The 14,395-nt window shown below is 69.4% G+C and carries 16 protein-coding genes; 8 read left to right on the forward strand and 8 right to left on the reverse strand.

Going from position 1 to position 14,395, the window contains the following annotated elements:
- Positions 1-111 precede the first annotated feature (111 nt).
- The 6 genes from VNN10_12350 to hemB all read left to right on the forward strand — a co-directional run bounded on the left by VNN10_12350 (position 112) and on the right by hemB (position 5,542).
- On the forward strand, positions 112-396 hold the full coding sequence (locus VNN10_12350; GenBank protein HXH22808.1) for a hypothetical protein: 285 nt from the start codon (positions 112-114) through the stop codon (positions 394-396).
- 21 nt (positions 397-417) lie between these two features.
- Positions 418-1,410, forward strand: a complete 993-nt coding sequence (locus tag VNN10_12355) for an SDR family NAD(P)-dependent oxidoreductase (GenBank protein HXH22809.1) — start codon at positions 418-420, stop codon at positions 1,408-1,410.
- A 162-nt stretch (positions 1,411-1,572) separates the two neighbouring features.
- A complete protein-coding gene (gene hemC, locus VNN10_12360; protein ID HXH22810.1) occupies positions 1,573-2,478 on the forward strand; it encodes a hydroxymethylbilane synthase in 906 nt (301 codons plus the stop codon).
- Complete coding sequence (gene cobA / locus VNN10_12365; GenBank protein HXH22811.1) at positions 2,475-4,028, forward strand: uroporphyrinogen-III C-methyltransferase; 1,554 nt, start codon at positions 2,475-2,477, stop codon at positions 4,026-4,028. The genes hemC and cobA overlap by 4 nt, the downstream gene beginning before the upstream one ends.
- Positions 4,028-4,498, forward strand: coding sequence for an NUDIX domain-containing protein (locus VNN10_12370; GenBank protein ID HXH22812.1), 471 nt, complete (start codon positions 4,028-4,030; stop codon positions 4,496-4,498). Before cobA ends, VNN10_12370 begins: the two co-directional genes overlap by 1 nt.
- A gap of 48 nt (positions 4,499-4,546) precedes the next feature.
- A complete protein-coding gene (gene hemB, locus VNN10_12375) occupies positions 4,547-5,542 on the forward strand; it encodes a porphobilinogen synthase (GenBank protein HXH22813.1) in 996 nt (331 codons plus the stop codon).
- An 87-nt stretch (positions 5,543-5,629) separates the two neighbouring features.
- Here hemB and VNN10_12380 read toward each other — a convergent pair whose 3' ends face one another.
- From VNN10_12380 to VNN10_12405, 6 genes are all read right to left on the reverse strand, one after another.
- On the reverse strand, positions 5,630-5,947 hold the full coding sequence (locus VNN10_12380) for a hypothetical protein (protein HXH22814.1): 318 nt from the start codon (positions 5,945-5,947) through the stop codon (positions 5,630-5,632).
- A 28-nt stretch (positions 5,948-5,975) separates the two neighbouring features.
- A complete protein-coding gene (locus VNN10_12385; protein ID HXH22815.1) occupies positions 5,976-6,401 on the reverse strand; it encodes an SRPBCC family protein in 426 nt (141 codons plus the stop codon).
- A 32-nt stretch (positions 6,402-6,433) separates the two neighbouring features.
- Complete coding sequence (locus tag VNN10_12390; protein ID HXH22816.1) at positions 6,434-7,996, reverse strand: PEP-utilizing enzyme; 1,563 nt, start codon at positions 7,994-7,996, stop codon at positions 6,434-6,436.
- Positions 7,997-8,146: 150 nt separating this feature from the next.
- Entirely contained in the window at positions 8,147-8,497 is a 351-nt protein-coding gene (locus tag VNN10_12395) for a hypothetical protein (GenBank protein ID HXH22817.1), read from the reverse strand.
- A 100-nt stretch (positions 8,498-8,597) separates the two neighbouring features.
- Entirely contained in the window at positions 8,598-9,365 is a 768-nt protein-coding gene (locus VNN10_12400; GenBank protein ID HXH22818.1) for an SDR family NAD(P)-dependent oxidoreductase, read from the reverse strand.
- Between the two features lie 29 nt (positions 9,366-9,394).
- On the reverse strand, positions 9,395-10,735 hold the full coding sequence (locus VNN10_12405) for an adenylate/guanylate cyclase domain-containing protein (GenBank protein HXH22819.1): 1,341 nt from the start codon (positions 10,733-10,735) through the stop codon (positions 9,395-9,397).
- Between the two features lie 87 nt (positions 10,736-10,822).
- On the opposite strand from VNN10_12405, the gene VNN10_12410 reads away from it, so the two are divergent.
- Positions 10,823-10,951 (forward strand): hypothetical protein, encoded by a 129-nt coding sequence (locus VNN10_12410; protein ID HXH22820.1) that lies wholly within the window; start codon positions 10,823-10,825, stop codon positions 10,949-10,951.
- A gap of 138 nt (positions 10,952-11,089) precedes the next feature.
- Complete coding sequence (locus VNN10_12415) at positions 11,090-12,349, forward strand: replication-associated recombination protein A (GenBank protein HXH22821.1); 1,260 nt, start codon at positions 11,090-11,092, stop codon at positions 12,347-12,349.
- 89 nt (positions 12,350-12,438) lie between these two features.
- Here VNN10_12415 and VNN10_12420 read toward each other — a convergent pair whose 3' ends face one another.
- Entirely contained in the window at positions 12,439-13,266 is an 828-nt protein-coding gene (locus tag VNN10_12420; protein ID HXH22822.1) for an enoyl-CoA hydratase, read from the reverse strand.
- Between the two features lie 191 nt (positions 13,267-13,457).
- Complete coding sequence (locus VNN10_12425; protein HXH22823.1) at positions 13,458-14,225, reverse strand: MBL fold metallo-hydrolase; 768 nt, start codon at positions 14,223-14,225, stop codon at positions 13,458-13,460.
- Positions 14,226-14,395 lie beyond the last annotated feature (170 nt).

Genomic DNA, 14,395 nt, shown 5'->3' on the forward strand with positions numbered 1-14,395 from the left:
ATCGCTGGCGCTGCAGGAGCGGCCCCGGCTGGCGCAGCGGCCGCGGCCGGCGGCGGGGCGCCTGCTGCTCCGCCACGTCCGCAGGGCGGCGGCGGAGGCGGCGGCCAGGGCATGCCCCTGAACGCCCCGGAGATGGTCGCACCGATGGTGTGCTTCCTGGCCACCGACTACGCCTGGAATATCAACGGCCAGATGTTTGGCGTCTCCGGCGGCCAGGTCTCGATCCTGAACCACCCGCTGGCCATGCGCACGATCTACAAGCCGGGTATGTGGACCCTCGACGAGCTCGACCAGATGGTGCCGCGCGTCCTCATGGCCGGCATCCCCAACCCGGCGCCGCCGGCGCCCGACCTCGAGATCCCCGGCCGGCCGGCTCAGGCCGCCGCGCAGGCCTAAGGCGAAGGAAGGTAGAGAGAAATGGGTGAAAGACTCAAGGGCAGGACGGCTGTAGTAACAGGCTCCGGGAGGGGCATAGGCCGCGGCATAGCCTTGCTGCTGGCGGAAGAAGGCGCCAACGTCGTCGTCAACGACCCCGGCGTCAACGTCGACGGCACCGGTCACGACAACGGGCCGGCCGAGCAGGTTGTGGCCGAGATCAAGGCAAAGGGCGGCATCGCCGTCCCCAACTTCGACACCGTCGCGACAGCCCAGGGCGGCGAGAACATCATCAAGACTGCGCTCGACAACTTCGGCCGCATCGACATCCTGATCAACGTCGCCGGCATCTTGCGCGACCGCATGATCTACAACATGACCGAAGAGGAATGGGACGCCGTCATTGACGTGCATCTCAAGGGGCACTTCAACACGACTAAGCCGGCCTCGATCCTCATGCGGCAGCAGCGCTTCGGCCGGATCATCAACTTCTCTTCCGGGTCCGGCCTCAACGGCTCCTCCGGCCAGGCGAACTACGGCGCCGCCAAGGCGGGCATCGCCGGCTTCACGCGCGTGGTCGCCCGCGACCTCGGCCGCTACGGCGTGACCTGCAATGCCATCGCCCCCGGCGCCTCCACGCGCATGACGGCCACCGTGCCCGACACTGCGCGCCAGGCTCGCGCCCGCGCGGGCATCGGCGGCGCCGCGCCCGTGGTGGCGCCCCAGGCCGAGATCCGGCGCCCCGAGGTGCCTGTCCTGCGCGACCCCGAATACGTGGCGCCCATGGTGGTCTGGCTCTGCACCGATGCAGCCTGGAACGTGAACGGCAAAGTGTTCAGCGTCTCCGGCGGCACCATCTCCCTGAACTCAGAGGAGACGCCGATCCGCCAGATCAACAAGCAGGGGATGTGGACGATCGATGAGCTCGCGGCGCTCGTTCCGACGCACCTGATCCGCGACATCCCGAACCCGGCGCCGCCAGCCCCGGACATCGACATTCCGGGGCGCCCGGCCAGGGCACCTGCCGCGGGCTAACCGCGCGCGTCAGCACCTACGGAGAGGGAGGGCAGACAAGCCCTCCCTCTCCTGCTTTCCCGGAGGGCCGCCCGCCAAGCTGGCGCCGGGCCCGGAGGTCCTCCGCTCGCCGAGGAGTGCCGGCACAGGTCTTTGCGCAGTCTGCGCTATCATCGAGAGTCCATGAGGGTGATGAGAATCGGGACGCGTGGCAGTCAACTGGCGCTGCGCCAGACTGCGATCGTGGCGGAGGCCCTGCGCGCTGCCGCTCCGGACATCCAGATCGAGGTCATCGTCATCAAGACGGAGGGCGACCGCCGTCTCGACGTGTCGCTGGAGGAGGTCGGGGGGCAGGGCGTGTTCGTCAAGGACATCGAGCAGGCGCTGCTCCAGGGGGAAATCAACGCGGCAGTCCACAGTCTGAAGGACATGCCCGCGATTACGCCCGAAGGCCTGACCATCGGCGCCGTACTCGAGCGCGGCGACGTCCGCGACGCGCTGGTGAGCCGTGGCGGCCTCACGCTCAGGCAGCTTCCTGCCGGCGCGCGCGTCGGCACGGACAGCCGCCGGCGTTCGGTGCAGGTGCTGGCCGTGCGCCCGGACCTGCGCCTCGAAAGCATCCGGGGCAATGTCGACACCCGCGTCCGCAAGGCGGAGTCCGGCGAGTACGACGCCGTCGTGCTCGCCGCCGCTGGACTCGAGCGTCTCGGCCTGCTCGAGAGGGCGGCCGAGGTCTTCGAGGTCGACATCGTGCTGCCCGCCGTGGGTCAGGCCGTGCTCGCGGTCGAATGCCGCGCCGCCGACGCCGGGACGATCGCGCTGCTCCAGAGGATCGAGCACGCCCCGACCAGGATGGCGATCACCGCCGAGCGCGCCTATCTCCGCGCCCTTGGCGCCGGCTGCCGCCTGCCCGTCGGGGCCCTGGGCGAGGCGCGTGGCGGCGTGCTGCGCCTGCAGGGCGTCCTCGGCACCGAGGACGGCCGCCTCCTGCGCGCCGAGGTGACGGGGCCGGAAGCAGAAGCTGAGGCCCTGGGCGCCGGCCTCGCCGCGCGCCTCATGGCCGAAGCGGGAGTGAGCGCGGCCCGATGAGCAGGGGCTTCGTCTCGCTCGTAGGCGCCGGGCCGGGCGACCCGGGTCTCCTGACGCTCGCCGGGCGCGACCGGCTCGCGAACGCAGACGTGGTGATATACGACCGGCTTGTCAACCCCGAGATACTCGAGCATGTCCGCCAGGGGGCGGAACTGGTCTTCGCCGGCAAGAGTCCCGCCGGCCACACCCTCACCCAGGAGCAGATCAACGACCTTCTGGTGCAGAAGGCGCGCGAAGGAAAGCGCGTCGTCCGCTTGAAGGGCGGCGACCCCTTTGTCTTCGGGCGCGGAGGCGAGGAAGGACTGGCGCTTGCCGCCGCTGGCGTAGCCTTCGAAGTGGTGCCCGGAGTGACTTCCGCCGTCGCCGTGCCGGCATACGCGGGCGTGCCGGTGACGCACCGCGGCCTGGCCTCCTCCTTCGCTGTCGTCACCGGCCATGAGGACGACTCCAAGCAGGAGGAGAGCGTCGATTGGGAGCGGCTGGCGACGGCGGTCGACACGCTGGTCGTGCTCATGGGTGGCTCAGCGCTGGCCTCGACCGCATCGCGCTTGATCGCCGCCGGGCGCGACCCCGAGACGCCCGCGATCAGCGTGCAGTGGGGGACGACGGCGGACCAGCGCTCCGTCGCGGCGCCCTTGCGCGAGATCGCCTCCCGCGTCCGCGCGGCAGGCCTCGGCACGCCGTTGCTCACCGTCATCGGGGAGGTCGGCCGCCTGCGCGAGAGCCTGTCCTGGTTCGAATCGCTGCCCCTGTTCGGCAAGACCGTGCTCGTGACCCGCACGCGCGAGCAGTCCAGCGCGCTATCACGTCTGCTCAGGGCCCAGGGGGCGCGGGCGGTCGAGCTCCCCACGATCGAGCTGGTACCGCTCGACGACAACGAAGCCTGGGCCGCGGCCCGGGCCCTCGGCCTGGGTGATTACACCTGGTGCCTCTTCACCAGCGCCAACGGAGTGGAGCAATTCTGGCGGGCGGTGGTCGGAGTCGGCTGGGACGCGCGCGTCTTCAAGTGTCTCGTGGCCGCCATCGGCCGCGCCACGGCGGAGGCCCTCCGCTCCCATTCCATCGTCCCGGACCTCGTGGCGACGGAGTCGACTTCCGAAGGACTGCTCGAGGCCCTGGTCGAGTGGGCGAAGCGCAGCGGCGTGCCAGCCATGCAGTCTCTGCAGGGCGCGCGCTTCCTCTATCCGCGAGCGGCGGACGCGCGAGACGTACTCGCGGAGGGCCTGCGTGCCCAGGGTGCGACCGTCGACGAGGTGCTCCTGTACGAGGCCCGGGTGCCAGGAGTGCCCCACAGGGCAGCACTCGACATAATACGAAGCGGTAGGGTCGATGCAGTCACCTTTGCCTCGTCTTCGTCCGTGCGCAACCTTGCGGCAATGCTGGGGCCGGACCTCCAGCAGCTCAGGACGGCGACGGTCGCCTGCATCGGGCCGGTGACGGCCGCGACGGCGCGCGAGTTGGGCTTCGAGGTCAGCGTGGAGCCGGCGGAGCAGAGCATCGCGGCGCTGGTCGAGGCGCTGTGCGAGCACTACCGCCGGGCGGGTCCCTGATGGCGGCCGGGGAAGAGGCCTTTCCGCCGCCACGTATCAGGCCTATCGCCATCGTCGTCTTCCGCCGCCCCGATGGCCGCATCCTGGTGGCGCCAGGCTACGACCACGTGAAGGGCCAGCGCTTCTACAGGCCCCTGGGAGGCGAGATCGACTTCGGGGAACGGGCGGAGGATGCCGCCCGGCGCGAGATTCGAGAGGAGATCGGCGCTGAAGTGGCCGACCTGCGACTGCTGGCGACGTTCGAAAACATCTTCGTGTATCGTGGCCACCCGGGCCACGAGCTGGTGTGGTGCTTCGAGGGCACGCTCCCGGACTCGCGACACTACGGGCAGGACGAGATCATGGCTCAGGAGGGCAAGGCGGCCTTCCCGGTCCGGTGGGTAGCGCTCGAAGCCTTCCGCTCCGGAGAGACGCCGTTATACCCGGACGGGCTGCTGGACCTGCTCGAGCGGGAGTGGGGGGCGCTATGATTGGCTGGCGAAGGGGATGATCTGCCTGTGCTTCTCTGAGGTTGTCCCATGACCACGACCACCCGGCTCTCAACTCAGTTCGCCCGCTTCCGCCGTCTGAGGCGGACGGAGGCGCTCCGCTCCCTGGTCGCCGAGACGCGGCCGGACGCCCGCGACTTCGTGTACCCCCTCTTCGTGACCCACGGCCGCGGCGTCCGCGACGAGATCTCGGCGATGCCGGAGCAATTCCAGGTGTCCCCCGACATGCTCGCCGCGGAAGCCCGGGAACTGCGCTCCCTCGGCATCGGCGCCGTCCTCCTCTTCGGCCTCCCGGCATCGAAGGACGCCGCCGGGTCCGAAGCGTACGCCCGTGACGGCATCGTGCAGGAGGCCGTGAGGACGCTGAAGGATGCGGACCCGGCCCTGTGCGTGATCACCGACGTCTGCCTCTGCGAGTACACCGACCACGGCCACTGCGGCATCCTCACGCCGGCGGGTGAGGTCGAGAACGACGCCACGCTGGAGCTACTTGCCCGCACCGCGGTCTCCCAGGCCGAGGCAGGCGCCGACATCGTCGCGCCGAGCGACATGATGGACGGCCACACGGCAGCGATCCGCGCCGCCCTGGAGGAGTCCGGCTTCGGCGGGACGCCGATCATGGCCTACGCGGCGAAATACGCCTCCTCTTTCTATGGTCCGTTCCGCGTCGCGGCGGACAGCGCGCCCCAGTTCGGCGACCGCCGCGGTTACCAGATGGACCCGCCGAACGCCCGCGAGGCGCTGCGAGAGATAGAGTCCGAGATCGCAGAAGGCGCGGACATCGTGATGGTGAAGCCGGCCCTCGCGTACCTCGATGTCCTCTCCAGGGCCCGCGCTCGCTTTGACCACCCGCTGGCCGCCTACAACGTCTCCGGCGAGTACTCGATGCTCAAGGCAGCGGCCAGGAACGGCTGGATCGACGGCGAGCGCGCGATGCTGGAGGTCCTGACCGCCATCAAGCGCGCGGGCGCCGATATCATCATCACCTACCACGCCAAGGAAGCCGCTCGCCTCCTTGCGCGATAAGACGGGGAATCGGCCGCGGATTCAGGACGGTCTCAGGACCGTCCTGGCCGGCCAGTTCGTCGGGGCCGATGTGGCGGCGAGGACGGCCTACTCATAGAAGTCCGTGCCGGCATTGAAGCGGAACTCGATCTGGCCGGTGCACGTCTCGCAGTGACACTCGTCCAGCACCTTCGACGGCACCCAGTCGCAGATGTCGGGCCACAGGCGCGAGGCGATGCCGTCGCCGCCGTAATGCTCGAGGCAGACGCCGCAGGCCGCCGTTTCCGCCACGGGCGATTCGCGCTGCTCCGGGCGCGACACGACGACGCGCTGATTTGCGGCGGAGAAGGCGCCGCACATCCCGCAGGGCGCTGGCCCGGCCGGGCCCTCCAGGTAGACGTCGAGGTCGGAGGCAGATCCCACCACCCCGGCAGGATAGCGCATCCGCGGGCCCTCAGGACTCGCAGCGGCGCTTGATCGACCGCAGCGCCGCCTCGAACTCCGCCCGCGTCTTCGGGCCAAGGTAGAAGCGGTCGATGACGTGGCCGACTACCGGCAGCGCCGTCCAGACGCGCAGCGCAGCCGTGAGGCGGCAGCCTCCCGGGGCCGGCTCGATCGTGTAGGTCTCGTCGTAGCGCAGGGGCCCCAGCGAGAGGAGCGAACGCAGCTTGCGCTCAGGCTCCACCTCAACCGGACGGTCGTGCAGTACCTGGAAGACGCCTGACCGCGTGCGCCAGCGCGCGTGCTGGCCCGGGCGGGGGTAGTCGGGCGGCGTCTCGAGGGCTTCCGAGACGCCGCTCTCCCACTCCACTACCTCACGGGGGTCGCTCAAGGCGCGCCAGACGCGGGCCGCCGGCGCCGCGACCTCTATCGAGACCACGAAAGCGTACACGCGGTCAGGCCCGTGTGCCGCTACCCTTCGATGGTCACGATGCCCTTCGTGCCGTCCACGGTGACCGTGGCGCCGTCGGGGATCACGTGCGTCCCGATCTGCGTCGCGACCACGCAGGGGATGGCGTACTCCCGGGCGCAGATCGCCGAGTGGGAAAGCACGCCGCCCGTGTCGGTGACCACGGCGGCCGCGATGGCAAAGAGCGGCGTCCAGGGCGGCGCCGTGGTCTTGCAGACCATGACCTCGCCCGGCTGCAGGAATTCGCCTTCCGCCAGCGTTCTGATGATCCGCGCCCTGCCCCGCACGACGCCGCGGCTCGCGGCCTGGCCTTTGATCTCGCGCCCGCTGAACTCAGGCATCCCGGCCCCGAAGAAGAGGTGGGCCAGCGCCTGGACCTCGGGCGGGGCGGCGCTCATGTCCGGCGGAGCGCCGACGAACGGCGGCGGCGTCATCGACCGCCAGCGCTGGTAGTCCGCCCGGCGCGACTTCGCCGTCGCGAGCACATCCGGCCCAGGGGCGTCCGCGGCGCGTCGCAGCTCATCGCTGGTGAAGTAGAAGACGTCCCCCGGCTCCGAAAGGGCGCCGGCTTCGACCAGCTTCCGGCCCAGCGCCAGCGCAGGCACGCGCAGCGAGCCGATGATTATGAGCTGCCAGAGGGCCCTCCCCTCGCTCATCGGCACGTGCATCTGCGCCGCTTCGAGCGCCTGGCGGAACTGCGACAGGGCCTCACCCTGCAACTTCGACTCCAGCTCTTTCGTCGCCGCCTCTCTCTGGGCGACGGCGCGGGCGATCGCTGCCGCTGGCGTGCGTTCGGGGTCGGAAAGGTAGCGCCCTACGAGCATCAGGGGCGTCCGCGGTTCTTCGGCCCACGTCGGACGCTCCGGCTCGCCCCAGCTCTCGGCGCGCCAGCCAAACTCGTCCAGGTATTCCCGGAGGCGGCTCATGAACTGAGGCCCGCCTTCGAGCGTCTCCAGCCCGTCGTAGCGCCCGCTGCGCAGCGCCTCGGCGACGGCAGGGTAACGGGCGGCCTCCTCTGCCAGCCCGGAAAGGCCGGCGCCGGCCGCAGCGCTGCCGTTCTCGAAGCCCTGCAGCAGCGTGGCCGCAAGCTGCGGGCCTTCGGGGCCAAGCGCCTGCTGAAGCATGTGCACGAGGCCGAAGGTCGGGCCCATGAAGCCGCTGATCACCTTCATCGTGAAACCAAAGGTGTGGATGGCCTCGCTCATGATGCGCTCGAACTCGGCGCCGAGTTGGGGCAGCGCCAGAGACTCGTAGTCGGCCGAGCGGATCCTGCGGCAGAAGTCCCTGATCTGCGGCAGGTAGTCCTTCGTCCAGACATCCGCGGCGCCCCGCTGGATGATCTCCGGCGTCGGGGGCCTGGGCGTCGGCATGGTGCTGAAGGCGTAACCGTTGACAAAGATCGTGTTAGCGCCCATGTAGGTGACGTACATCCGGTCCAGGAACTCGCCGCCCAGGGGCAGCATCGGCAGCGGGAAGTGCATTGGGTCGAAGAGCCAGGTCCGGGCCGCATCGGCCGGGTCCTCCCATGGCACCTCGAAGCTGTCGGACGCAACGCTAACTACCACTCAGTCCACCTCCACGTTGTTGCGTTCGCGGCCGGAGCCGCGCCTGACGCGGATCTTCTACCTCGCCGGAGCGTGGGGCAATAGCACGAGTGTGACGAGCTCACCTTATCACCGCCGGCGGAGGCGGCGGTGACGCATGAGTCGGCGTGATTAGCGGAGGAAGCGCGTGATCCCGCGCCGGCGGCGGGGGTTCTCCGTCTTCTGGTGAGCGCCTTCGATCTCCTCGCGCGTGATCTCGGCGAGGATGCGCTCCGGCGACTCACCCTTGTGCAGGCGGCGGGAGATGGCGATGCTCGCCAGCACGACGACGGCGGACGAGAGCACGGCGGCGGCGCCAATGTGCTTCTGGTAGCGCTTGGCGAGGTCAGGGAACTTGGCGACGGCCTTGTGGGCGAGTTCCAGGGCGGAGAGGGTGTGAGAGTCCGGGAGCTCGCCGTTGTGGTGCGGATGCCACTCGGCGTCGTGAACGTCCGCCTCCGGGGCGGGTTCGAGCTCAGTCAAAAGGGCACCTCCGGGATGTCCGCCCGATCTTAGCACGCGCCCCCGCCAATTCGGTTACCGTTAGGTTAAGTTGGCGCCGGCTCGCGGGGAGGCAGGCGCCTCAGGCGGCGGTCCAGCCGCGGTCGGCGGTAATGATGGCGCCGTTCACGTTCGAGGCCTCGTCCGAGGCGAGCCAGGAGAGCAGCGTCGCGATCTCGTCAGGCTGGGCCATGCCGCCGGCGAGGGCGTGATAGGGCGCGAGCCTCTCGAGCCCCCACTGGCTGCGGGGTGTGGCCGTGCGCCCGATATTCGTGGCCACGCCACCGGGGCAGATGGCGTTGCAGCGAATCCCCTCGCCGCGGTACACCCAGGCTATGGAGCGCGTGAGGCCGATGATCCCGTGCTTCGAGACCGTGTAGGCCACGCCCGCTGCGCCCCCGCCCAGACCGCCGACCGAGGCGATGTTCACGATCGCGCCTGACTTGCGCTCCATCATCGAGGGCAGCACCTTGCGGCAGAGCATCATCGGGCCGGTGACATTCACCGCCATCACCCGCTCCCAGGTCTCGTCATCCACCTCGTGCGCCGGCAAGAACCAGTCCATGATGCCGGCCACGTTCGCCAGCACGTCGACGCGGCCGTGCGCCGCGAGAGCGGCTTCGACGACGCGGTCGACGTCCGCCTGGTGGGTGATGTCGGCCGCGAGGGCCGTGACCTGGCGGCCGGCCTCTGCCGCAGCCTCAGCCGTCTCCTTGAGGCCGGCCTCGTCCACGTCGCAGGCGAAGACAATCGCGCCTTCGCCTGTCAGGCGCAGCACCGTCGCCCGCCCGATCCCGGAGCCGCCTCCCGTGACTATGGCGACTCGGCCGCTATGACGCTTTTCGTCCATCCGATCACCTCGCAGGGAATGCGCGCCGGCTATGACCAGCGCAGTTCGTAGAGACGGACCGGGTCCTCGAAGCCGCGCATTTCCGTCTCGCCCAGGTCCGAGAACAAGAAGCCCTTGCCCGCCGCCAGCTGGCGCACGACGTCCGTCACCACGATCTCGCCGCCCTTGGCCTTGCTGGCCGTGCGCGCGGCCAGGATCACGGCCGAGCCAAAGAGGTCGTCGTCTTCCGCGATCGGCTCGCCCGCGTTCACGCCGATGCGGACGTGCAGCGGCTCGGGCGTCCTCTGATTGCGGGCCGCGAATGTCTGCTGCATCTCGATCGCGCAGTCGAGCGCCCGGGAGGCGGAGCCGAAGGAGGCCATGAAGCCGTCGCCGAGGGTCTTAACTTCGGTGCCGCCGTGGCGCCGCAAGGCCTCGCGCACTATCGTCTCGTGCTCGCGCAGCACGGAACGCCCGCGCTCGTCACCGAGCCGGTGCATTAGCTCGGTGTGGTTTTCGAGGTCCGTGAACAGGATCGTGACGATGCTGCCGGGCAGGGCCCGAGGCGCCGTGTAACGCTCGCCCTCGTCCGAGAAGAACTCCTCGATGATCCGCATCACGCCGTCGGCGTCACCGGCGGTGTACATGAGCGCGTCGCCAGGCAAGAGCTGTAGTTGCGCCCCGCCGATCTGAGAGGCCAGGGCTATGCCGAGGTCAGATGCGAAGCGGCGCGCGTCTTTGCGATAGAGCAGCAGCGTCGGGCACTTCACGAGGGGCAGGTACGCGCTGACGTCGAACTGAGACTGGCCCTCGAGCCAGCGGGCCACGCCCGCCGCCGTCACCGAATCGCGCACCATCCGCGCCCAGAGACTCGATGACTCTGCGTTGTCCCAGCCGAAGGAGGTCCGGGCCAGCGTTTCCGTGTACACCTCCCAGCTCGCGTCCCGCAGAGAACGGACGGCGACGACCTGTGGCGTGGCGTGGTCCACGGCCCTCGCGTAGCCGTGCCAGAGGACCATCTTGCGCACGCGCTCCGCGTGGCGGGCGGCGTAGACGATGGCCGCAAGGGATGTGTGGTAGAAGCCGAAGATGAAGAAACTGTCGAGCCGTAGCTTGTCGACCACTGCCTCGAGGTCCAGGGCGTGTGCCTCCAGCGACAGGTCCGCGGCGTTTCGGTCCGACGACCCCGTCTCGCGGCCGTCGTAGCGGACGATGGTGAAGCGCCGGGCCAGCTTCTCATACCAGCGCCGCACCTCCGGTATGCGCCACTCGCCGACTACGTTCCCGAAGGCGGCGGCGGTGGTGAACACGATGGGTGGGCCGCTGCCATGCACCGTATAGGCGATGCCGACTCCGTCGCTGGTGCGCGCGTAATGCAGGACCGGGTCCACCCTTGAAGTTTACGGCGATCAGACCGTGCCGCAGGAGACCCTTACAATGGACGCGATTGATGAGCAGTTCACAAGGGTTGGAGGCACATGAATAAGCTCCTCTTGCTCGCGTTTCTCCTCGCGGCGACGGTCGCGTTCCTGAGCCTGCGCAAGCGTAAGGTCAAGTTCGAGATCGAGTTCGAGATGGAGCCGGGAGACGAGACGGAGGAGGAGTAGGCCGGGGTTAGCGGGCCAGGACCGCCGCGCCCTGCGTACAATGGCGCTATGCCTCGCCCGCGCCAGCCGCGGCTCCTGAACCAGCCCGAGCAGCCGTCACCCGACGAGTTCGACCCCTCCGCGCCGCTCGCGGCGCGCATGCGGCCGCGTACCCTCGACGAGTACGTCGGGCAGGACCACCTAGTCGGCCCGGGGCGCATCCTTCGACGGCTGATCGAGGCGGGCCAGCTGCCGTCGATGGTCTTCTGGGGCCCGCCCGGGACCGGCAAAACGACGCTGGCGCGCATCATCGCGGCCATGTCGAACGCCCACTTCTCGGCCGTCTCCGCCGTCTCGGCCGGGGTCGGCGACCTGAGGCGCGTGATCGCTGAGGCCCGCGAGCGCCGGCCCCGCAAGACCATCCTCTTCATCGACGAGATCCACCGCTTCAACAAGGCCCAGCAGGACGCCGTCCTGCCCTTCGTAGAGGACGGCACGATCACGCTCATCGGCGCGACGACCGAGAACCCGAGCTTCGAGGTCATCGGCCCACTGCTCTCGCGCTCGCGTGTGTTCACCCTGAACGCCCTTACCGAAGAGCAGGTGGCGACCCTGATCCGCCGCGCCCTGAGCGATGGCGAGCGGGGTATCGCCGCGCTCAACCCTGCGATGGACGATGAGGCGATCTCGGCCCTGGCGGCGTCCGTGGGCGGCGACGCCCGCATCGCCCTCAACGCCCTGGAGGCTGCCGCGATGTCCGTCACGCCGGACGAGGCTGGGCGGCGCGTAATCACGCGCGAGGTCGTCGAGGAGGCGCTGCAGCACCGCACCTACCTCTACGACCGCCAGGGCGACGCCCACTATGACACGATCTCCGCCTTCATCAAGAGCCTGCGCGGCTCTGACCCGGACGCCTCGCTCTACTGGCTGGCCCGAATGATCGAGGCGGGCGAGGACCCGCTGTTCATCGTGCGCCGCATGGTAATCCTGGCCGCGGAGGACGTGGGGCTGGCGGACCCGCAGGCGCTGTCGATGGCCGTGGCCTGCCAGCAGGCCGTGCACTTCGTTGGCATGCCGGAGGGCTTTCTGCCGATGGCCGAGTGCGCGCTCTACCTGGCGCTGGCGCCGAAGAGCAACAGCGCCATGACCGCGTACCTGAAGGCGAAAGAGGACGTCGAGGCGACGCGCAACGACCCGGTGCCCCTGCACCTGCGCAACGCCGTCACAGGGTTGATGCGCGGCCTCGGCTACGGCCGCGGCTACCAGTATGCCCACGACTACGCGACAGGTATCGCGCCGGGGCAGGCGTACCTCCCGGACCGCCTCAAGGGCCGCCGCTATTACACGCCGCGACCCCTCGGCCGCGAGCGCGAGGTCTGGGAAGCCTGGGAACGCCGCCTCCGCGGGACGCCGGAGTAGGACCGCCTGCGCCTGGCAGGCGACACGACTGGATTACGGGACCCGTCGCGATGGAGTTGACCCTGCCGGCCCCGGCCCTGGAGTCCGCGCTAGTCCGCGTCCTCGCGCATGTTGTCGATAGCCCGCTGCACCATCGGCCTGCGACGCCGTCCTTCCTCCCGCTCGATCGCCACCGCCCCGGGGTCGCTCTCGCCCAGGGCCCGGATGACGTAGAGGGCGTAAGCGTCGCGGATCGCCGCCGGGAAGCCCTGGATGTCCTGAGTCTGGTTAACCGCGGCCTTCGCCATCCGCACTAGGAACGGGTCGTTCTCGGCGACGCGCCTCGCGTAGGCCATCGTCCGGCGGTCAAGCTCGTCGCGCGGGTAGACCCGGTTCACCAGGCCGTACTCCTTCGCCTCCTGGGCGGTGATGAAGCGGCTTTCGAACAGGATCTCCTTCGTCTTGCGCGCACCCAGGTCCCACGGCGGAGTGAAGTACTGGAAGGCCGCCGCCAGGAACATCGCGTCGTCCGCTGCAAAGATGAGGTCCATGGCCGAGGCGATCATCCAGCCGCCGAAAATGCAGTAGCCCTGTACGGCGGCGATCGTCGGCTTGGGGAGGTCGCGCCAGCGCAGGGACATATCTACGTAGAGGTCGTAGCCGCGCTTGTACCGGCCGCGCACGCCTGGCTCGTCGGGCCGCGCCTCGCGGTCCGCCACCTGCTCCGGCGTGCCAAGGTCGTGGCCGGCGGAGAAGTGCTGGCCTTCACCGCGCAGGATTATGACCCTGACGTCGCGGTCCTCCGCCGCCTTCGCGAAGGCGTCGTCCATCTCCTCCAGGAGCGTCCGGCTCTGGGCGTTGCGGTACTGCGGCCGGTTCAGGGAGACCACTGCCACGTGGTCCTTCACTTCATAGAGGATGCTGCGGTACTCGGACATGACCACCTCCTGGTCTCGAGGCTCGGCGACGTGGCTGGATCTTCCCGCCTCGCACAGTGACAGTCCAGTGTCCGCACCGCCGTCTCCTGTCCGCCGCGAGTGCGAGCACAGCTGGCGAGGGACCTAGGGCGCCGGCGGCGGAAACGAAGCCCTCCGTGCGACTTCGGGAGGCCGTCCCGGCCCGGCCTGCCTTAGTCGAGCCTCTGCGTCTCGATCCCGGGCATCACCCACGACGGCGCCGGCGGCGGCACGGCGACGAACGTCGCCCCGGGCGTCTCCGGCCCGACGCCGTTGACCTGGAGGCGGTACTCCGTCAGGTACTGCACTTCGCCGTCCTTCAGGCGGAAGGGGCGGTCGTGGCCGGGATAGATCGCCGCACCAGAAGCGCTGATTCGCTTCGCCGAGGCGATGGCCTGGGCTTCGTTCCAGAAGATGAAGGAGATGTTGCCGGTCAGGGCCGCCCTGGCGTTCGGCAGCGCGTCGCCGACGACCAGGCATTTGCCGTCGTCCGTCTCCACCTCCAGGCCGATGCTGCCCGCCGAGTGGCCGATCAGTTCGACCACGCGGCAGCCAGGCATCACCTCGTAGCCTTCGCCGACCTCGACCAGCGGGAGGCTCTCGATCACGGCGCCCGTCCACTTCGGCGTCGCCCAGTCGTTTTCGTGCGGACGAGAGGCGTAGCGGCGCTCGTTCGGGTGCAAGAGCAGCGCCGCGTGGTCGAAGAGGTCGACATTCTGGACGTGGTCCCAGTGCGAGTGGCTCAGCACCTGCGCATCGATGTCACGCGGGGTCAGCCCGCGTTCACGGAGGCGCGCCAGCAGCAACGAGCGCCGGCCCACGTGTGCGGAGTCGAACAGCACCCGCTTCTCGCCCTCGATCAGCACGACCGCGCAGAAACCAATGATCCCCTGGTCTGTCCCCAGTCCATAACCCTCCATCAGGACGTCGATCTTCGGCATAATGCGCACCTCCTCTGGCGGTGAATCATAGCTGCGGCGGGCCGCCGGCTGAACGACCGCGCGGTCCGGTTGACCGCGGGCGCAGGCAGGGCGTAGATTCCCGCCACCGGAGGTAGCGACGATGCGACGCTTGTTCCGCCTGACACTCCTACTCGGCCTCATCGGCGGGG

Source organism: Dehalococcoidia bacterium (assembly GCA_035574915.1).
Lineage (GTDB): Bacteria > Chloroflexota > Dehalococcoidia > DSTF01 > WHTK01 > DATLYJ01.

Bases quoted from the DNA above. Each gene is read 5' to 3' on its own strand.
- VNN10_12420 (HXH22822.1), bottom strand. From the start codon at position 13,266: ATGTCCGAGTACCGCAGCATCCTCTATGAAGTGAAGGACCACGTGGCA.
- hemC (HXH22810.1), top strand. From the start codon at position 1,573: ATGAGGGTGATGAGAATCGGGACGCGTGGCAGTCAACTGGCGCTGCGC.
- VNN10_12425 (HXH22823.1), bottom strand. From the start codon at position 14,225: ATGCCGAAGATCGACGTCCTGATGGAGGGTTATGGACTGGGGACAGAC.
- VNN10_12355 (HXH22809.1), top strand. From the start codon at position 418: ATGGGTGAAAGACTCAAGGGCAGGACGGCTGTAGTAACAGGCTCCGGG.
- VNN10_12410 (HXH22820.1), top strand. From the start codon at position 10,823: ATGAATAAGCTCCTCTTGCTCGCGTTTCTCCTCGCGGCGACGGTCGCG.
- VNN10_12400 (HXH22818.1), bottom strand. From the start codon at position 9,365: ATGGACGAAAAGCGTCATAGCGGCCGAGTCGCCATAGTCACGGGAGGC.
- VNN10_12350 (HXH22808.1), top strand. From the start codon at position 112: ATGCCCCTGAACGCCCCGGAGATGGTCGCACCGATGGTGTGCTTCCTG.
- hemB (HXH22813.1), top strand. From the start codon at position 4,547: ATGACCACGACCACCCGGCTCTCAACTCAGTTCGCCCGCTTCCGCCGT.
- VNN10_12415 (HXH22821.1), top strand. From the start codon at position 11,090: ATGCGGCCGCGTACCCTCGACGAGTACGTCGGGCAGGACCACCTAGTC.
- cobA (HXH22811.1), top strand. From the start codon at position 2,475: ATGAGCAGGGGCTTCGTCTCGCTCGTAGGCGCCGGGCCGGGCGACCCG.
- VNN10_12370 (HXH22812.1), top strand. From the start codon at position 4,028: ATGGCGGCCGGGGAAGAGGCCTTTCCGCCGCCACGTATCAGGCCTATC.